The sequence below is a fragment of the Pseudorhodoplanes sp. genome (assembly GCF_050250235.1).
Taxonomy (GTDB): Bacteria; Pseudomonadota; Alphaproteobacteria; order Rhizobiales; family Xanthobacteraceae; genus Pseudorhodoplanes.
On the sequence record NZ_JBFWPA010000026.1, the window covers coordinates 38020 to 57193 of the forward strand.

The following is a 19174-nucleotide window of genomic DNA, read 5'->3' on the forward strand; positions in this document are numbered from 1 at the left end:
GCAGCATTGGCACTTGCGCCGGCCGGACGCGAAACGGCTTACAGATTGGTGAAATAGTGGTCGATATAATTCGTCTTCAGATAGCGATAGCCGAGCCGCTCAAACAGCGATTTCAGATCGTCAAACCGGTCCGAATAAAGCTCGACCTGCAGATAGCACCGGTTGTCACGCAGGGTGCGCTCCATACCGGCAAGCGCGTGGAACTCCGACCCTTCGACATCCATCTTCACCAGAACGGTCCTGCCGGAAAGCGCGAACACGTCGTCGAAGCGGATTTGCCGCACGACATGCGTTGCGACCCCGCGTGCCTCCTCCGCCGGCTTGTCCGGATGCGCGATCCAGGATTCGCCGCGATTGTGGCTGCCCGCTTCCATCAGCACCACCTCGGCTGGCCGGTCTCCGACAGCTTCCTCCACAACACGGATCTTGCCTTGCAAGTTGTTGGCGGCAATGTTGGCGAGAAGCCGCGCACGATTTCCGGGATCGGGCTCGAAAGCGATGATCTCGCCGCCGAGATGCTTGGTGGCCAGCATGATCGAATAGACGCCGGCATTGGCACCGATATCGAGAAAGCAATCGACATGGTGCGTCCGGCAGACCGCGGCGAAGTCTTCAAGCTGTTCCGCCTCCCAGATCGCGTTGAGCGCGATTTCGCGATCGATCAGGTCGGTGGTGTCCACGACGAAGCGCGCACCCTGCGCCTGCGCGATGTAGGGAACGCGGCCGAGGCCGCGCATGAGGCTGTCGTAAAGGCTGCGGACCTTGCGCTCGAACGCTCCGATCGGATGGCGAAAGGTTGGCGCGGCGTTCACGCGCGTCGCCCAACGATCAACGGAACCATTTCATCAGTCCGAAACCGAAATCCCCGAAGGCAAGCAATACGTATGCCCACAGCATTGCCGACAGCACGTTGGCGATCTGGAATTTCCAGTAATCCATCTCGAGGATACCCGCGATCAGCGGAACCGTCGCGCGCAACGGACCGAAAAAACGGCCGACGAAGATGCCCGGAATTCCCCATTTCTCCATGAAGGCGTGGCCGCGCGGCAGCATGTCGGGATGGCGCGACAACGGCCACATATGCGCGATACGGTCCTTGAAATGGAACCCGAACCAGTAGGACACCCAGTCGCCGACGGAGGCTCCGGCGGCAGCGGCGAGCCAGATCGGCCAGAACACGAGGCCGGACGCGTTGATCAGCGCGCCGATCGCCACCAGCAAGGCCCATGCGGGAATGAACAGCGAGAGAAAGGCGAGCGACTCGCCGAACGCCAGCAGGAATACGATCGGCAACGCCCACCAGTGATTCTGGCGCACGAACTCAATGACTATCTGTGAATATTCCTGCATCACTTTTGTGAAGGACCCGGCGGGGCCCTGATCTAGCCCGGCCTTGCCCAATGTTCCAGCGGCCAAGTGCGGCAAGGTGGTAAAATCGTGGAGATTGGTTCGCGGTATCAAGGATTTGCCATGCGCGTGGCATAGTGGGCGCACTCCGAATCACATTTCAGCCCGTGACCCAAGAACCGCATGGCCAAAACCACCCGACTGTCCCGGACCGCGAATGAAAACGCCAGGGCCGAGAAGAAAACCCAGAAGACCGCGGACCTGTTCGAGCTTGGGAAAGCGGCCAAAAAGCCCGGCTCCAGGCGCGCCGATGGCACACGCGGCAGTGGTGGCGACGGCGGGTACACCGCCCGCCATATCGAGGTGCTGGAAGGACTGGAGCCGGTCCGCCGCCGGCCGGGCATGTATATCGGCGGCACCGACGAGAAGGCGCTGCATCACCTGTTTGCCGAGGTGATCGACAACGCCATGGACGAGGCGCTGGCCGGCCACGCCACCTTCATCGAAGTGCATCTGGGCGCCGATGGCTGGCTGTCGGTCACCGATAACGGCCGCGGCATGCCGGTCGACCCGCATCCGAAATTCCCGAAAAAATCCGCCCTCGAAGTCATCATGTGCACGCTGCATGCCGGCGGCAAATTCGACTCGCAGGTCTACGAGACCTCTGGCGGCCTGCACGGCGTGGGCGTGTCGGTGGTCAATGCGCTGTCGGAGAAGACGGAGGTGGAGGTCGCGCGCGGCCAGCAATTGTACAAGATGACCTTCGCGCGCGGCAAGCCGAAGGGCGGACTGGAAAAGCTCGGCAAGGTCAACAATCGCCGCGGCACGACGGTGCGCTTCAAGCCCGACCCGCAGATTTTCGGCGACAAGACGAAGTTCGATCCGACGCGCCTGTTCAAGATGACGCGCGCCAAGGCCTATCTGTTCGGCGGAGTCGAAATCCGCTGGTCGTGCGACGCGGCGCTGATCAAGGATGACACGCCCGCGGAAGCGGTGCTGCATTTTCCCGGCGGCCTGCAGGACTATCTTGCGGCCTCGATCAACGGCGCGACCCGCGTGCATCCCGATATTTTCGCAGGCGGCTCCGAAAAGAAGGCCGGTCACGGCTCGGCGGAATGGGCGATCGCCTTCGTCGCGGACATCGATCCGTTCGTCTCCTCCTACTGCAACACAATCCCGACACGCGACGGCGGCACCCATGAGAGCGGTTTGCGTACCGCGCTGTTCAAGGGGCTGCGCGACCACGCCGCCCGCACCAACCAGGAAAAGCGCGCTGCAGTGATCACCAGCGACGACGTGATGGCGGGCGCTTGCGCGATGATCTCGGTATTCATCCGCGAGCCGGAATTCCAGGGCCAGACCAAGGACCGGTTGGCAACGCCGGAGGCTGCGCGCGTGGTCGAGCAGGCGATCCGCGATCCGTTTGACCATTGGCTCGCCGGAAATCCGGTGCAGGCCAACAAGCTGCTCGACTTCGTCATCGAGCGCGCCGAGGAGCGTCTGCGCCGCCGGCAGGAGAAGGATGTCGCGCGCAAGAGTGCGGTGCGAAAATTGCGGCTGCCCGGCAAGCTGGCCGATTGCAGCAATACCGCGGCGCAGGGTTCGGAAATCTTCATCGTCGAGGGCGACAGCGCCGGAGGCTCGGCCAAGCAGGCGCGCGACCGTGCCTCGCAGGCGGTGCTGCCCCTGCGCGGAAAAATTCTCAACGTCGCGTCCGCCGGCAAGGACAAGCTCGCGCAAAACCAGCAGCTCGCGGATCTGATCCAGGCGCTCGGCTGCGGCTATGGCAGCCATTACCGGGAGCAGGAATTGCGCTACGACAAGGTCATCGTCATGACCGACGCCGACGTCGACGGCGCGCATATCGCATCATTGCTGATCACGTTCTTCTACCGGCAGATGCCCAAGCTGATCGAGGACGGGCACCTGTATCTCGCCGTGCCCCCGCTCTACCGGCTCTCGCATAGCGGCAAGACCTTCTACGCGCGCGACGAGAAGCACCGGGACGAATTGATCAAGAAGGAGTTTCACGCCAACGCCAAGGTCGAGATCGGCCGCTTCAAGGGCCTCGGCGAAATGATGGCCGCCCAGCTCAAGGAAACCACCATGGACCCGAAGAAGCGCACGCTGCTGCGGGTCACGCTGGCGGATGCCGCACGCGCCGCCACCTCGAAATCGGTCGATCAGCTCATGGGCACCAAGCCCGAAGCACGCTTCGCCTTCATCCAGGAGCGGGCGGAATTTGCCAGTGAGGATTTGTTGGACGTGTAGACCGCCCCGTCAAAATCAATCTGACGCGTCATCTCCGCCGCGCGTTTCGATTCGATCTGGGACCAGCCAATCGCTGTCGGGTCTGCAAACGACCCTCGCGCGTTCATAGGCCCATTCCAGCGGATAGACCGTCCAGGCGCGATACACACCCGACTCCCGCTTCGATACGACCAATGCAACCGTCGCCGCGTTTTCGTCCCTGTCGTCGAGGCACAATGGAAGCAGCAAACTCAGTTCGTCGAATTTCGGATAATAGGACGGGATCGCAGTTTTATAGTTCCAGAAGGTCCGCTTGCTCGCGACCGCAATTGCATCCCGCACCCTGTTGATGATCGCCCGATAGCGGGCGGCATTCTTTTCATCATGACAGAGCCGATTGCTGTAGCGCTTGAGAAATTCGAGCTTCCGGTCGCGGTCTCCAAATTGTGCATAGTCCTCCCATTTGAAATCGAGCGGAGTGAACTGCTCAAGGAATTGTGCCGGATAGCGATCATCCTCGATAGCGTCGAAAATGACGTGCTTTGCGTCAAACTTGATCTCTTCACCCGGCGGGATGATGAGTTCCGATGCATCTTTCAAATATTGCGCAGCGGGCGGGATTTCCTTGAAGATATCATCAAGGCGCTTGCCTTCCATGACTTGGCTCGGAACGCAAATGTGGACCAGCTTCCACGGTGGATACGCGTCATGGCGCAGAAACGCGGGATTTTCGGAGAACAACATGCAGATTGGATCATACATCTTGTTGACCAGACCGGTGTTGAACACCGCCCATTGGACACCGCCCTTCTTAGCATAATAGATCTTGTCGACAGCATCCCGCCGCAAGCGGTCAAAAGTATGCGACAGATATCGCTGAAGCAGCGGCCAGCGTTTGTCTGCCTTTCCCTTTCCAATTGACCATTGCTCGCGAAGAGCGAGGCTTCTCAGGGCATCATACACATTCGGATATTGGTGCTTGTCATACACGTGCGGGAGCGATGACGGGATAAGCGCCCACTGGAGAAGATTGCGATGTCTGTGCGAGTAGTCATCGTCCGTCCGGGTTGGGAGTTCCACAGACGACTCAACGGATTGATCGCTGATCGCGTCCGGTGCCGCCTGCGGCGTTCGTTCAGGCAACGTCGCCGCAACGGCACTGCTTGCGGCACGGCCTTGCGTCGCGGCTGTCGATGAAGCCAAGCGACTCTGACTGGTCTGTTCCTGGTTCGTGATACCCGCTCCATTGGGCGACGTCGCGCTCGACCCAGTTTGTTCTTCCCCGGCAACACTAGCGAGCTTTGAAGCGTGCGGATTTTCGGTGGACGGAGTTTCGCGGGTGTGCAGCGCCGTCTCAGCAAGCGATCCGTTCGCCTTGCCAAGAACCGCTAGCAGGTTGGTTACCTCGGCTACGCTTTTCCAAACATCGGGCCCGGGCAACCAAATGAGATCGGTCGAAGCAAGCGTGCCGTTGCGCATCAACTCGACAATGATACGGCGGCCATGAGGGCCATGGCTCCGGTTGTTGCGGTGCAGATACCATCCCTCGTCAAGGATTTCCGGCTGCCGAACGGTCATAAACGACCCAGTCTACCTGTGATTGCATCTATTAGCTATTCTCCAAATGCGTGCTAAAAGCGCAAGGGCTTCGTCAGCATTCTGAAAAAGTTGTTTGTTTTCAGTGCGCTATCCCATTTCTGGCAAAGTCCACTATTTCAGACCGAACAGCTGCGGCACGAACAGCGTGACCTGCGGAAATGCGATCAGGATCAGCAGCACGATCGCCAGCGGCAGGATGAACAGCCAGATCTCGCGGTTGATGTCGCGCATCGGCACCTTCGACAGCGACGACAGCACGAACAGGATCAGCCCGTAGGGCGGCGAGATGATCGCAATCATGAAATTGACGATCACCACCACGCCGAAATGAACAAGATCGATGCCAAGCGCCTTCACCGTGGGCAGCAGCACCGGGACGAACACAAGAAGCATCACCGCCGCGTCGAGCACCGTGCCGAGCACGAGAAACATCACGTTCACGAGCAGCAGGAAGGCAAGCGGAGGGAGATCGAGCGAGGCGATCCAGCGCGAGAGCGCATCCCCGAGTCCCTCATTGGTGATTGCGTAATTGACGATGAAGGAAGAGATGAGGAGCAGCATCACCACCGAGGATTGCCGCGTCGACTCGCGGAACGCCTCCGCGATCCCGGCAAACGACAGGCTGCGGTACCAGACCGCGCCGATCAGGATCGCCCAGAAGGCGGCGACCGCCGCGGCCTCGGTCGGCGTGAACACACCGCCCCAGATGCCCCCAAGCAGGACCGCCGGCAGCGTCAGCGGCACGAAGGCCTGGCCGAAGGCCCGTGGCATCTGACGGACCGGCACCGGCTCGCCGCGCGGCAGATTGCGGCGCCGGGCAATCAGCAGGATCAGGATCGATATCGACAACGCCATCAACAGGCCAGGCACGATGCCGGCGAGGAACAGCGCGCCGATCGAGGCGCCGGAGATCAGCGCGTAAAGCACCATCGGGATCGACGGCGGGATCAGCGGACCGAGCAGCGATGCCGAGGCCGCGACCGCGACCGCCAGTCCGCCGGGATAATGCCCCTGCTTGCGCATCATCTTGATCGCCACCATGCCGGCACCCGCGGCGTCGGACGCAGCGGATCCCGACATCGATGACATGATCAGATTGGTCAGCACCGTGACGTGACCGTGTCCGCCCGGCAGCCGGCCGACAACCGCATTTGCGAATGTCCACAGCCGCTCCGAGATGGTGGACGCATTCATGATGTTCGCGGTCAGGATGAACAGCGGGATCGCCAGCAGGATGTTGAGCGTGATCGTCGAGTTGAGGGTCTGGTCGACCAGAAGCCCGATATCCTGCCTGCTCGCCCACAGATAGACGATGCCGGCCGCAAACATCGACAGCACGATCGACAGCCGCAGCGCCGCCGCGACCACGAACACCGACAGAAGCGCGATGAAGGGCCAGCTCATGGCCCGGTGACCGTGACGCTGCCGCGGGCCGTCATGTCAACCGACCACGTCCGGCGCTGCGGGGCTTTCGTCCGTGACCGCTTCACGCCAGCCCGAGCCGGCAAGGGTCACGAATTTCGCCGCGAGCCGGACGATCACCATCGCGAAATAGATGATGAAGCAGATGTAGACGAGATCGAGCCGCCATTGCAGGGCCGAGGTCTGCTCCCGCCACAGGAACATCACGTAATCGACGATGACCGGAAACGCGGCGGCGAACAGAATTCCGAACAATCCGGTCTGCAGCAGACCGGCAACCCGGCGCCCGGACGGTTGCAGCCGCTCCCACAGGATATCGAATCCGACATGGTCGGCGTCGCGGTTGACGAACGCATCGGTGAGGAACATGCACCAGAGGAACACGATCATCGCGAGTTCGTCCGACCACGCGATCGGCGACGCGAACAAATATCGGGCTGCGATGCCGACGAGGTAGATCAGGAAGACCGCAAACAGCATCGCCGTCGTCACCCATTCCGCAATGGTGCGAAACCGGGCGACGATGGCGGCGAGACGAGCCGGCACGGCCGCGCCCTATTTGGTGTTGGCGATGCGCTCGGCGAGACCCTTCTGCCATTTCTGCGACAGGCCGGCATCGGCGTATTGCTTGTCGACCGAAGCCTTGAACGCCGCCAGATCAGGCTTGGTGACCTTCAGCCCCGCCTTCTCGAAGAAGGCCACCAGTTCCTTCTCGTCCTTGAGACGGCCCTGATCGTTGAATTGCGCAGCCGTCCGCGCGTGTTTGCGCATCGCGGCCTGCTGGGCCGGCGTCAGCTTGTCCCAGACCGGCTTGGCGATCGCAAACGCAACCGGCTGCACCAGATGGTCGGTCAGAACGAATTGCTGCGAGACTTCCTGGAGATTGTTGTAGCGCGCGAGCGCCAGCGGATTCTCCTGCCCGTCGATGGCCCCGCTCTTCATCGCAAGATAGACTTCGGGCATTGCCATCGGCGTCGGCGTGACGCCAAGACCGCGGCCGAGCGCGGTCCAGCCGGCGCCGGGCGGCATGCGCAGCTTCACGCCGGCAAGATCGGCCGGCGTCTTCACGTCGCGGTACTGCCGCAGGTTCACCTGGCGCGTGCCGAGATAGATAAAGTCGATGATCTCGATGCCCATCTTCGAGGCGACTGCGGCGATGTATTCCTTGCCGATCGGGCCATCCATCACCTTGCGCATGTGGTCGTAGTCGCGAAACACATAGCCGGCCGAGAAGATGCCGTATTCCGGCAATTGCTGCTCGATCTCGAACGTCGTCATCGTGCTCATCTCGAGATTGCCGCGCTGGATCGCGGGCAGCTCGGTGCCCTGGCGAAACAGCGAGGAATTCGGATGGACCGAGATCGCGATCTGCCCGGGCAAATCCTTCTCGACATTCTCCTTGAACTGATAGAGCGAGCGCGCGAGCCAGTCCTGTTCGGCGCCTGCGGTCGAAATCCGGAACTGGATCGGCGCCTGCGCGACAGCGGCAGGTGCGGATAGAGCAAACGCGGCCGCGGCCGCAATCACGGTTCGTCTGGTGATCATGTCGACACTCCCCTCTGTTGCGCCGTTCACCCGATCAGCGGCTCCTGAATCGTCACCGACAGCTTGCCGATCCCTTCGATCTCGGCATCCACACGGTCTCCGACCGAAAGGAACGTCTGTTTCGGCGCACCGACGCCTGCCGGCGTGCCGGTGAGCACGACATCGCCCGGATCGAGCGTCATGATGTTTGACAGGATTTCGATCTGCTCGGCGATCGAGAAGATCATGTCGGTGGTGCGGCCGTCCTGCCTGACGCCGCCATTCACTGACAGTTTCAGCCCGATATTCTGCGGATCGGGAATGGCCGATGCCGGAACGAAACGCGGCCCCATCGGGCAGCAGGTGTCGTGCGCCTTACCCGCCACCCAGTCGAGCTTGTAGAAGGTCTCCGGCGCGCGGTTATGGTCGCGGGCGGAGAAATCGATGCTGACGGTGTAGCCCGCAACGTGCGCCATCGCGTCGGCCGCCTTCACCGCGCGCGCCCTGCGGCCGATCACGGCGGCAAGCTCGATCTCCCAGTCGAAAGCCTTCGTGCCGATCGGCATGTGCACGGTCGCACCCTCGCCAACCACCGCATTGCGCGGCGGCTTGAAGAAGAAGAACAGCCGCTGCGCCTCCTTGCGAGTATCGGGAACCCCCATCTCCTTGATGTGGTCGTAATAGTTCGCGCCCGCGCACAGCACCTTGCCGGGATAAAGCAGCGGCGCCAGCCGCGGCGAACCGGCGGGCACGCGGTCTTCGGCATCGACCAGCGCCGCCGCCTTGTCGAGTGCCGCCTGATGCCGCTCCCAGTCCGAGAACAACTCGACAACCGTCGCGATGCCGGTCGATCCCGCGCGGGCCAGCGACGGGCCGAGCCGGTACAGCTGGCCCCCGACCTCAAGACAGGCGGTCGGTCCGTTCAGCGCCACGGTTGCGAGCGACCAGCTCATGCGTCTCGAACTCCTATTGTCAGCGGAGCCAATAATTTATAAATTGCAGTGAATCAAAATTTATAAAATATGTCAAACGGCTTTCCGAGCGATTCCCGGATGCAGGACCCTGCCCTCACTTTCGGCCTCGAACCGCGTTCCGAAGCCGAGCGCGCCTATCAATTGCTACGCCGCGAACTTCTGAACGGCGAATGGCTGCCGCATGAGCGGTTGCGCCCGCAGGCGTTGCAGCAGCGTTTCGCGCTCGGACTGACGCCGATCCGGGAAGCGCTGATGCGGCTTGCCGTAGACGGCCTCGTGCAGGGCGAGTCGCAGCGCGGCTTCCGCGCCTGCGGCGTTTCCTCCGGCGAATGGCACGATCTGATGTCGGCGCGGCGCGAACTGGAACGCAGCTGCCTTGCGCTCGCGATCAGCCGCGGCGGCACCGACTGGGAAACGCGTATCGGCGACGCCATGGAACAGCTCGCACGCACGCCGCTGCCGAGAAGCGCCAGCGACCGCAACGCCGCCGAACTCTGGGAGGTGCGCCATCGCACATTTCACCTTGCGCTCGTTTCGGCCTGCGGGTCGCCATGGAGGCTGCGCTTCTGGAATACGCTGACCGACCATTCCGAACGCTATCGCAAGCTGCGCCTGCTGCGCCGCAAGGAAACCGCAGCCAAGGTGCGCGACGCGGTGGGCGACCATCGGGCGATCATGGACGCCGTGCTTTCGCGCAACACCACGCGCGCGGCACAACTGATGGACGCGCATCTTGCGACCACCGAGCAGGCAATCGCGGAATTGTTGCAGCTCGCCGCCGCCGGCGACGCGTTTTCAACGCCGGTCAAATAAAAAACGCGAAGCGATCTCTCGCCCCGCGTCAGTCGAAAGCGGCACATCTTGTCTTGTTATCCCGGCACCGCCCTTTCCTGTGGCCTGTGGTCCGCGGCTATTTGCCGAATTTCAGATTGCCGGCCTTGATCACGTCGGCCCACAATTTCTGTTCGTCGGCGATGATCTTGGAAAACTCTTCCGTGCCGGAGCCTTTCGGCCGCACCGCCATGCCGCGCAGCTTGCCGGTCACGTCAGTCTCGGTAATGACGGCACTCAACTCCTTGTGCAGCTTGTCGACGATCGGCTTCGGCGTCCCGGCCGGCACGAAAAAGCCGCTGAACAGGCTGACATTCACATCGGGAAAGCCGGACTCGGTCATGGTCGGAACGTCGGGCAGATCAGGGAAGCGATCCTTCGAAAGAACCGCAAGCGCGCGCATCTTGCCGCCCTTCACCTGCGGGACAAGCGGCGGCGGATCGACCACGGTCATGGCGGCATTGCCGGAAATCACGCCAAGGATCGACTCCGCGGAGCTCTTGTAGGGGATCGCCGTGCCATTCGCGCCGGACTTCATCTTGAACAGCTCGGACGGCAGGGTGAAGGCCGGCGACGAGGTCGCGTAATTCGCCTTGTCGGCATTCGCCTTGGTCCAGGCGACGAGGTCCTTCACTGACTTCGCGGGATTGTCGGCACCGACCGCAAGGAACAGCGGAAAATCGCCGATCATGGTGACCGGCGTGAAGCTCTTCAGCGTGTCGTATTCGGTCTTGAAGATCAGCGGTCCGATCACCATCGCACCGCTGGCGCCGACCAGGATGGTGTAGCCATCCGCCGGCTCGCGCGCGACCTGTTCGGCCGACAGCCGGCCGCCGGCACCCGGCTTGTTCTCGACCACCACGGTCCAGCCGGTCCGCTTCTGCAACTCGCTCGAAATCAGCCGAGCGAAAATGTCGTTGCCGCCGCCGGCAGCGAATCCGACCACCATGCGGATCGGCTTGTTTGGAAACGATGCTGCAGGATCCTGAGCGGACGCGATCCCCGCGGACAATGCCAGCGCCACAAGCCCGAGCGACGCCCGAAGGCCCCACCTGTTTGCCATGCGAACCTCCCGTTGCGGCCTTGTCTCCGGCAGAGGCTGCCGTGCGGCCTTCGACTCGCACCATAGCGGTGCGGCGATATGCGGCGCAAGTTCCGCCGCACTGCGGAAGTTTCAGCGCACGCTCATATGATGGGCAGGCCGGTATATTGCTCGGCCAGCGAGGTCTGTGCCGCGGTCGAGTGCGCAAGATAGTCGAGCTCGGCCAGTTGCCGCCGGCGGTCGAACGGCACTTCGTCCGGGAAGACATGGAAAATCTGCGTCATCCACCACGAGAATCGCTGCGCCTTCCAGACCCGATCGAGACAGGTCTTCGAATAGCCTTCCAGCAGATCGGTCCTGCCCTTCTTGTAGAAGCCGTCGAGCGCGCGCGCGAGCATACGCACATCGGCGAGGGCGAGGTTCATGCCCTTGGCGCCCGTCGGCGGCACGATATGCGCGGCATCCCCGGCCAGGAACAACCGGCCGGTCTGCATCGGCTCGCACACGAAACTGCGCATCGAGGTCACGCCCTTCTGCAGGATCGGACCTTCCTGCAGCTTGCGGGTGCCGCCAAGCCTGACGTGAAGTTCCTCCCAGACGCGGTCATCGGGCCATTTGTCCGGGTCTTCGTCGGGCTCGACCTGGATATACAGCCGCGACAGCGTCGGCGAACGCATCGTGTAAAGCGCAAAGCCGCGATCGTGATAGGCGTACATCAGTTCGTCGTCCGGCGGCGGCGATTCCGAAAGGATTCCGAGCCAGCCGAACGGATATTCGCGGTCATAGAAGGTCAAGACGCCGGGCGGAAAGCTTCCGCGGCAGATGCCGTGAAAGCCATCGCAACCGGCAATGACATCGCAATCGATGCGCTTGTCCCGGCCCTCGTGGCGGAAGGTCACGAAAGGCCTGTCGGTCCCGATATCGTGGACACGGGTTTCATCGACCTCGAACAACACCTGTCCACCGTCGGCGAGACGCCGGTCGACCAGGTCCTTCACCACCTCCTGCTGTCCGTAGATGGTGACGCCCTTGCCGACCAGCGCGCGGAAATTCACGTGGTGTGCCTCGCCGTTGAAGCAGATGTAGTTGCCCTCATGGAACATCGCCTCGCGCGCCATGCGCTCGCCGACCCCCGTCTCGGTCAGCATGTCGGTCGCCCATTGCTCGATCAGGCCGGCGCGGATGCGCTGCTCGATATAGTCGCGGCTGCGGCTTTCGATGATGATCGACTCGATCCCCGCAAGATGCAGGAGATGCGACAGCATCAGCCCGGCTGGGCCCGCTCCGATGATTCCGACCTGTGTCCGCATGGAGGTCCTGTTCCCCGAAGACATGATGCGCGGGTGTTAGCGATGTTCGCACAGCCAGCAAAGGCACTTTTGCCGGAAGCGATGGCACTGATCGCGTCGACTGTCCCGGCGTCACCGATTGCCGCGCGGATCGGCGCGGAAGGTCTTGACCTCGGAAGTGGTGCCGTCGCGATAGGTCAGTTCCACCGACATCAACTTGGTATTGGGCGGCAGCTTCATATAGGGCTGCGCGCTCGAGGGGATCGAGGAGGGATCGCGCGGGTCGCAGGGCGGCAGCGCGAGCTTCTTGTCCGGCACCGTCGAATCGATTCCGACCTTCACCTCCCGGATCGCACAGCGATAAGACATCAGATGGGAGTAATAGACGAGCAGCCCGTTGAACTGCCGAAACGACAGCCAGTTGCTTGAGGTCATTTCGAGGATGTCACGCTGGCCGCGCTCCAGCGCGCCCGCCGGATCGAACTTGATCGGAAAGGGTTCGGCCCAGTCGCCGCGCGCATCGGCATAGCGGATATAGATCGTGCCTTCCGGCGTGTCGGCGTCGAGCTGGATCGACGGATTGGGCATGCGCTTTCGGGTGCGCGGATCGAGCGTGTTGAGATGCCCGGTCTCCCTGAAATTGCCGCTCTCCCCGAAACGCCACGAAATCGCCGTCACCGGGTCGGCGAAGGATAGGGTCACCGACCAGCCGCCATTGTGGCGCATGAAATTGGCGAGCGGCGCGTTGAGCTGTTCCGGCTGGCTCTGGCGGTTCGGGAGCGGCTGCGGCTGCACCGGCGCCACCACGGCGACCTGTTGGGGGATGGTTTCCTTCGCCTTGGCCGGATCGAGCGTGCCGTTCAGCACCACATCGCCCACGATCTCGTCATAATAGGCCGGGCGTTGATTGTGCTTCACCTTGCGCGCCAGCGCGGTAACGCTCGCCTGCGTGCGCTTGGCGACCTGCACGAGCGACAAGCCGGGCGTTTCCAGCTCCTTGACGAACAACCGCGTGAATACCGAATTCGGGTCTTTGTCGTCGTTCGATACATAGTCGAGGGCGGTCTGGTTTTCGGACGCCGAATAGATGACGAAGGCGCCCTCCTCGCTCATGGCCGCCAGTCCCCCGGCACCGCCGACGCTGCGGGTGCCGGCCCGCTCGAACGGATTGTTGCGGCAGGCATCGAGCACCACGACGGTGGTGCGCACGCCCTTGTTCCTGATGCGCTCCATGATCCGGCGCGCGAGGAAGGAATTCTCGTGGACCTTCTCCTCCTCGCCAGCGAGCGCCAGCGGCACGTCGGTCGGCAGCAGGTAGTTTTCTCCCTTGATCTGGAAGCCATGCCCGGCGAAGAAAAAGAAGGCTGTGTCGCCCTCGCCAAGCGTGCGCTCGAACGCCGTGAGGCTATCGCTCATCCCGCGCCGGTCCTGGTTGGTCGCGGCGATCACCTGGAAGCCGAGGCCCTTCAGCGTCTTCGCCACCCGATCGGCATCGTTCGCCGCCTTTCGCAGCGGAGCGACATGCCGATAGCTATCGTTGCCGATGACAAGCGCCACGCGCTTCTGGGCCATCGCCGGTGACAGCGAGAGCCCGACGCAGAGCGCGACGAGACAACAGGCCGCAAGGAACAATCTTGGACTGGTCATCGAAGCATTCCCCGTGCGGACAGGCAGAATCTTGGTCCGGCCGTCCCGGTCGGCCATCGTCGCATGAACCGGCGTGACTGTTCAATTTCGAGCCAACCGCCCAACGCAATCGTGACGAATTGCGGCGCCTTTGGGTCCTGACCTCCGTTCGGAAGCCGGACGCTGTGGGCGGCATCGTCAAAGCAAGGCGCGCGATCGCGGCGTGCGCCGCGAGCCGGCGCTGTTCCACATGCGGCGATGCACCTCCGTCTGCCCCGACACAACCCCGCGAATTGTGACAGAGCGGAATCGCAGCTATCAATGGCCATGCAGCGCAGGCGCGGAGCGCGGACCAAGGCGGGAGGAATTGGAATGCTGGCGGGATGCGGGGTTACCGGGCGGCGTGCCGGCGCAGTTCTGACCGCAGCGCTGCTGCTGCTTGCGCCGGCCTTTGCGATCCCGGCGGCCGCGCAGACGGAGGCGCCGGCATGGCCGCAGCGGTCGGTGCGGTTCATCCTGCCCTTCGGCGCCGGCAGCGCCACCGACGTCGCCGCGCGACTGATGGCGGAGAAGCTGCAGGTCGGGTGGGGCAAGCCGGTGGTGATCGAGAACAGGCCCGGCGCCGACGGACTGCTGGCGATCAACGCCTTCCTGCAGGCCGATGACGACCACACCCTGCTCTACGCGTCGAGCGCCTCGTTCATGGCGCATCCTTACACACTCGACAAAATGACCTACGACTTTGCGCGCGATCTTGCGCCGATCGCGCGGGTCACCGATACCGTGCTGTGCGTCAGCGTGCCGGCCTCATCCCCGATCCGCACGCTCGGACAATTCGTCGCCGAAGCGCTGGCGCGCCCGGGCAAACTCAACGTGACCGGGGCGCCCGGCGTGCCGGATTTCGCGCTCGATTATTTCATCCGCTCGCGCGGGCTGAAGGTCCAGAAAATCCCGTTCAAGAATATCGTGGAAGCGGCAACCGCACTTGCCGGCAATCAGATCGACTTCCTCCTGACCTCGGCTGCGATCGTGCAGCCGCTGGCCGGTGCCGGGAAGATCCGTATCCTTGCGGTCACCAGCCGCGAGCGCGCAGCGTTCGCACCCGACATTCCGACGGTGCATGAACTCGGCTGGGGCGGGCTGGCGGTGGAAACGACCGCCGGGCTGTACGGCCCGAAATCCATGCCGCTCGACCTGCGGGAACGGATTGCGCGCGACGTTGCAGAGGTCGTGTCCGACAAGGTGATCGCCGACCGGCTGCTTGCAACCGGTCAGGTGGTAAATCCGGGGGATCCGGCCGCCCTGGCCGCGACCATCAGGGAGCAGTCGCTCCTGACAGCGCGGATCGCCAGAGTGCTGGAACTCAAACCGAAGAACTAGTCCACAGGATGCGCCGCAAGTTTCCATGGGCCTCGTTGCCGGATGACAAGCTCCTGAAGCTCAGGCTCAAGGACCTGAAGCTGACCCTCGAAAATACCTGGCTTGAAGACTGCCTTGACGATCTGCAGGCAGAGCTCGAAGAGCGCGATCTGCGCATCCGTCCGCATGCCTGGCTGTCGGACGAGTGGTTCAGCCCCGACACCACGCCGGGGATCGCCATTCCATTCTACCTCGCGCATCCGCGTCTGATGCGGCTCGAGCGCAAGATGATCATCGACGTCGAAGGCGGAACGCGGCACGAATGCATGCGCATCCTGCGACACGAGACCGGACACGTCGTGCAGAATGCCTTCCGGCTGCAGCGCCGCCGCCGCTGGCAGGAATTGTTCGGCCGCTCCTCGACCCATTATCCGCGCTTCTATCGTCCCAATCCGGCGAGCAAGAACTACGTCCAGCATCTGCGGCTCTGGTATGCGCAAAGCCATCCCGACGAAGACTTCGCGGAGACATTCGCGGTCTGGCTGAAGCCCCGTTCGGACTGGAGGAAGCGCTATGCAGGATGGCCGGCGCTCCGCAAGCTGGAATATGTCGACGAAGTGATGGAAGAGATCGCGGGCCAGCGTTCGCAATTGCCGCGCAGCGCGACGGTGCATCCACTCAACCAGATCGAAACAACGCTTGCGGCGCACTACCGCAGGAAGCAGGCCCTGTATGCGGTGAATACCCCGCGCACCTATGACCGCGAGTTGCATCTGATCTTCTCTGCCGATCCGAAGCATCGGCATGCGCCGACCGCGGCCTCCTTCATCCGCAGTCACCGCTCGCATTTCCGGCAGATTGTGGCGCGCTGGACCGGCGAATACCAGCTGACGCTTGACTCCGTTCTCGATGATATGATCGATCGTTGCCGCGAATTGAAGTTGCGTGCGGTCGGCCCGGAACGTCAATTGCTCGCGGATTTCACTGTGTTGTTAACGGCAAAGACGGTGCATTCGCTCTATAGTCCGTCGCGCCGACAATGGTTCGCCCTATGAAAAGAACCCGCGTTCTGGTGCTGTTGCATCCGGAACAAGCGCCGCCCGACTCCATCAAGGGCTACAGCGAGCAGGACATCCTCGCCTTCAAGACCGGCTATGACATCGTTCACACGCTGCGCAAGGCCCGTCATGAGGTGCGTGTTCTGGGCGTGCAATACGAGTTGCGGCCGATCCGCGCGGAGATCGACAGCTTCCAGCCTGACATCGTATTCAATCTGCTGGAGGAATTTCACGGCGAGCCGGCCTACGACCAGAATGTCGCGAGCTATCTCGAACTGATCCGCATCCCCTATACCGGCTGCAATCCGCGCGGGCTGATGCTGTCGCGCGGCAAGGATCTGTCAAAGAAGCTCCTGCATTACCACCGCATTCCGGTGCCGGCCTTCGCGGTCTTTCCGATGCGCAAGAAGATTCAGCGGCCACCGCGCCTGCCGTTTCCGCTGATCGTGAAGAGCCTGAGCGAAGACGCCTCGCTCGGCATCGCGCAGAAATCGATCGTCGATTCCGACGAGAAGCTCGAAGAACGCGTCGCCTTCGTGCACGAGAAGATCGGAACCGCCGCGATCGCCGAGCAGTATATCGACGGTCGCGAACTCTATGTCGGCGTGATCGGCAATGACCGCATGCGGGTGCTGCCGATCTGGGAACTGGAATTCGGCGATTCCGCGAGCAAGATCGCAACCGCGAAAGTCAAGTTCGACGTCAAGTATCAGGAGGAACGCGGCATCCTGCAGGGACCGGCCACCGATCTGCCGCCCGAAATCTATAAACGCATCCAGAATCTGACACGCCGCATCTGCCGCACGCTGGAGCTTGACGGCTATGCGCGCATCGACTTCCGTCTGTCGGCGGATGGCGTGCCCTACTTCCTGGAGGCGAACCCGAATCCGGAAATCGCACGCCACGAGGTTTTCGCGGAAGCGGCGGCATATGACGGGCTGAAATATTCGGAGATGCTCCGGCGCATCATTGCACTCGGCATCCAGCGCTCGCGAACCAAGGCGCGGTGAGAGCCGCCGCATGGACGGCCGATCCACAATCCGGGTGGCCCTGAAGCACCGGCACGGGCATGGTGCGGCCTGACTCGTCAGAAGGGCTGCGTCGGAACTCATGCATAACACCGCCGGCCAGATCGACCGGAGCGACGCCGCCTTGCTGCTGCTGCTGTCGATTCTGTGGGGCGGCGGCTTCGTGCTCGCCGGCCTGGCCCTGAAGGAATTGCCGCCGGTCGCCGTCGTGTTCGCGCGCGTTGCGTTCGGAGCGCTGTTTCTGCTTCCGCTGATCTGGTTCTACCGGGCAAGTCTGCCGCGCGACCTTCACGGATGGATGCCGTTCGTGGTGATGGGGGTGCTGAACAATGTGATCCCGTTCGCGCTGGTCGCAGCCGGCCAGACGCTGATCACGAGCAGTCTCGCCTCGATCGCCAATGCGACGACACCGCTTTTCACCGTGATCGTGACCGCGGCCTTCGGCGAGGAGAAGCTGACGGCGCACAAGATCGTGGGCGTGCTGATGGGCCTCGCCGGAGTCGCGATCCTGCGCGGGACCGGCTCCGACATTTCATCGACTCAGACCATCGGCATCCTGCTATGCCTCGGCGGCGCCCTGTCCTACGGATTTTCCGCCTTGTGGGGTCGCCGCAAATTGCAGGGCGTGCCGCCGCTGACATCCGCCTTTTGTCAGGTTTTTTCGTCGTCGGTGCTGTTGTTCCTTGCCATGCTGGCGATCGACCGCCCCTGGAATTTCGCGATGCCGGGGACCGTCACATGGCTGTCGCTCGTCGGACTCGGCGTGTTCGCGACCAGCATCGCCTACCTCGTTTTCTACCGCATCCTGGCGCGCTCCGGGGCGACCAATGTGATGCTGGTCACTCTTCTGATGCCGGTTACCGCCATCCTGCTTGCGCATGTCGTCCTCGGCGAGACGCTCGGGATGCGCGAGGCGGCCGGTGCGCTGGTGATCGCCACAGCGCTGCTCGTCATCGACGGGCGGATCATCGGATGGATTGCAGGCTTGCGCATCCATGCAAGCTAGGCGGATCACCGGGGATGCCCATCTTCCCTTGCCGCCGAAGGATCGCGGGCCGGTTCAGGCGTCAATCCGATCAGACTGCGGCCGCGTGTCGACCACCACTCCATCGCCGATATCGGTTGGCCGACCGACGGGTATTTTCGCGGGATGACATCGACGATTGTCATGCTCATCGGATCGATGACCAGGATGTTGGACTGAAGCTTCGCATAGTCGTACTGGCGCAGCGCCGGAACTTGATAGATCAGCGGCCGCGGCATCGGGCTCAGCTTGATCTCTTTCCTCACGGTCAGCCCAATGTGCGGCTCGAACCCTTCCGGCTTGCGCTGGTAGGTTCGTTCTCGCGAGATTGCCTCGGCGACCCTGTTTCGATCGCGTTTGGTCAGGCGCAGCGGCGGCTTGTCCGATTGGAACTCGATCGTCGGCATACCCTCGCCCGCACCAGCTCCGCCGCTGTTGGTGGCGTTTTCGTCGCCACGCGCGCCGTGCGGCGTCTCCATCGACGCGCCGGCAACGCCGTCGGAGAGAGTTCCGAAAACAAGGACCAGCAGCGCTGCGATGAGATTCGAATGTCGGGGTCTCATGTTCTCGCTCTGCTTGACACTCCGTCTGTGCGTCGCCCTCTGGGGTAAACTCCCGCGCGCCAGCCCCGTTCCGCGAACCGCCAATGGTCGAGGCCGGCGGCCGGTTGCTAGCGGACAGCGCTTTGACGGTCGCGAGCCACCCGGCACGGGCTCGCAAACGGCTTGATTTACCGCAATGCCGGCAGTCCGGAATGCTGGAGAAAGCTGTGCGCGGGCTCTGAGCCACTCGGGGCAGCCT

General features: G+C 62.7%; 17 protein-coding genes. 6 read left to right on the top strand and 11 right to left on the bottom strand.

Annotation, left to right across the window (positions count from 1 at the left end):
* Positions 1–38: 38 nt before the first annotated feature.
* Together AB7F49_RS13910 and AB7F49_RS13915 are read right to left on the bottom strand one after the other, a co-directional pair.
* Complete coding sequence (locus AB7F49_RS13910; protein ID WP_428523252.1) at positions 39–812, bottom strand: FkbM family methyltransferase; 774 nt, start codon at positions 810–812, stop codon at positions 39–41.
* 16 nt (positions 813–828) lie between these two features.
* Positions 829–1350 carry a DedA family protein gene (locus AB7F49_RS13915; RefSeq protein WP_428523254.1) on the bottom strand — a complete coding sequence of 174 codons (522 nt, stop codon included), beginning with the start codon at positions 1348–1350 and terminating at the stop codon, positions 829–831.
* A 180-nt stretch (positions 1351–1530) separates the two neighbouring features.
* On the opposite strand from AB7F49_RS13915, the gene parE reads away from it, so the two are divergent.
* The gene (parE, locus tag AB7F49_RS13920; protein WP_428523256.1) at positions 1531–3618 is read left to right on the top strand and encodes a DNA topoisomerase IV subunit B; all 2088 of its coding nucleotides are present in this window, start codon (positions 1531–1533) and stop codon (positions 3616–3618) included.
* A gap of 15 nt (positions 3619–3633) precedes the next feature.
* Here parE and AB7F49_RS13925 read toward each other — a convergent pair whose 3' ends face one another.
* The 5 genes from AB7F49_RS13925 to AB7F49_RS13945 all read right to left on the bottom strand — a co-directional run bounded on the left by AB7F49_RS13925 (position 3634) and on the right by AB7F49_RS13945 (position 9095).
* Positions 3634–5175 (bottom strand): DUF3825 domain-containing protein, encoded by a 1542-nt coding sequence (locus tag AB7F49_RS13925; protein ID WP_428523258.1) that lies wholly within the window; start codon positions 5173–5175, stop codon positions 3634–3636.
* A gap of 132 nt (positions 5176–5307) precedes the next feature.
* The gene (locus AB7F49_RS13930; protein WP_428523260.1) at positions 5308–6600 is read right to left on the bottom strand and encodes a TRAP transporter large permease; all 1293 of its coding nucleotides are present in this window, start codon (positions 6598–6600) and stop codon (positions 5308–5310) included.
* Between the two features lie 36 nt (positions 6601–6636).
* Positions 6637–7164, bottom strand: coding sequence for a TRAP transporter small permease (locus AB7F49_RS13935; RefSeq protein WP_428523262.1), 528 nt, complete (start codon positions 7162–7164; stop codon positions 6637–6639).
* A 9-nt stretch (positions 7165–7173) separates the two neighbouring features.
* Positions 7174–8163 (bottom strand): TRAP transporter substrate-binding protein DctP, encoded by a 990-nt coding sequence (gene dctP, locus AB7F49_RS13940; protein ID WP_428523264.1) that lies wholly within the window; start codon positions 8161–8163, stop codon positions 7174–7176.
* Positions 8164–8189: 26 nt separating this feature from the next.
* Positions 8190–9095 (bottom strand): fumarylacetoacetate hydrolase family protein, encoded by a 906-nt coding sequence (locus AB7F49_RS13945; protein ID WP_428523266.1) that lies wholly within the window; start codon positions 9093–9095, stop codon positions 8190–8192.
* 99 nt (positions 9096–9194) lie between these two features.
* Here AB7F49_RS13945 and AB7F49_RS13950 point away from each other — a divergent pair, with 99 nt between their 5' ends.
* On the top strand, positions 9195–9929 hold the full coding sequence (locus AB7F49_RS13950) for a GntR family transcriptional regulator (protein WP_428523268.1): 735 nt from the start codon (positions 9195–9197) through the stop codon (positions 9927–9929).
* Between the two features lie 97 nt (positions 9930–10026).
* Here AB7F49_RS13950 and AB7F49_RS13955 read toward each other — a convergent pair whose 3' ends face one another.
* The 3 genes from AB7F49_RS13955 to AB7F49_RS13965 form a co-directional block, all read right to left on the bottom strand.
* Complete coding sequence (locus AB7F49_RS13955) at positions 10027–11010, bottom strand: Bug family tripartite tricarboxylate transporter substrate binding protein (RefSeq protein WP_428523270.1); 984 nt, start codon at positions 11008–11010, stop codon at positions 10027–10029.
* A 122-nt stretch (positions 11011–11132) separates the two neighbouring features.
* Positions 11133–12299 carry a 4-hydroxybenzoate 3-monooxygenase gene (locus tag AB7F49_RS13960; RefSeq protein WP_428523272.1) on the bottom strand — a complete coding sequence of 389 codons (1167 nt, stop codon included), beginning with the start codon at positions 12297–12299 and terminating at the stop codon, positions 11133–11135.
* A gap of 111 nt (positions 12300–12410) precedes the next feature.
* Positions 12411–13925 carry a caspase family protein gene (locus AB7F49_RS13965; protein WP_428523274.1) on the bottom strand — a complete coding sequence of 505 codons (1515 nt, stop codon included), beginning with the start codon at positions 13923–13925 and terminating at the stop codon, positions 12411–12413.
* Positions 13926–14276: 351 nt separating this feature from the next.
* Between AB7F49_RS13965 and AB7F49_RS13970 the strand changes: the two genes are divergently transcribed.
* From AB7F49_RS13970 to AB7F49_RS13985, 4 genes are all read left to right on the top strand, one after another.
* Entirely contained in the window at positions 14277–15284 is a 1008-nt protein-coding gene (locus AB7F49_RS13970) for a Bug family tripartite tricarboxylate transporter substrate binding protein (RefSeq protein WP_428523276.1), read from the top strand.
* Between the two features lie 8 nt (positions 15285–15292).
* A complete protein-coding gene (locus tag AB7F49_RS13975; RefSeq protein WP_428523278.1) occupies positions 15293–16318 on the top strand; it encodes a putative zinc-binding metallopeptidase in 1026 nt (341 codons plus the stop codon).
* Positions 16315–17331 (top strand): D-alanine--D-alanine ligase family protein, encoded by a 1017-nt coding sequence (locus AB7F49_RS13980; RefSeq protein WP_428523280.1) that lies wholly within the window; start codon positions 16315–16317, stop codon positions 17329–17331. Before AB7F49_RS13975 ends, AB7F49_RS13980 begins: the two co-directional genes overlap by 4 nt.
* A gap of 100 nt (positions 17332–17431) precedes the next feature.
* Entirely contained in the window at positions 17432–18355 is a 924-nt protein-coding gene (locus AB7F49_RS13985) for a DMT family transporter (RefSeq protein ID WP_428523281.1), read from the top strand.
* Between the two features lie 5 nt (positions 18356–18360).
* On the opposite strand, the gene AB7F49_RS13990 is transcribed toward AB7F49_RS13985, so the two are convergent.
* Entirely contained in the window at positions 18361–18936 is a 576-nt protein-coding gene (locus AB7F49_RS13990) for a hypothetical protein (protein WP_428523283.1), read from the bottom strand.
* Between the last annotated feature and the right edge of the window lie 238 nt (positions 18937–19174).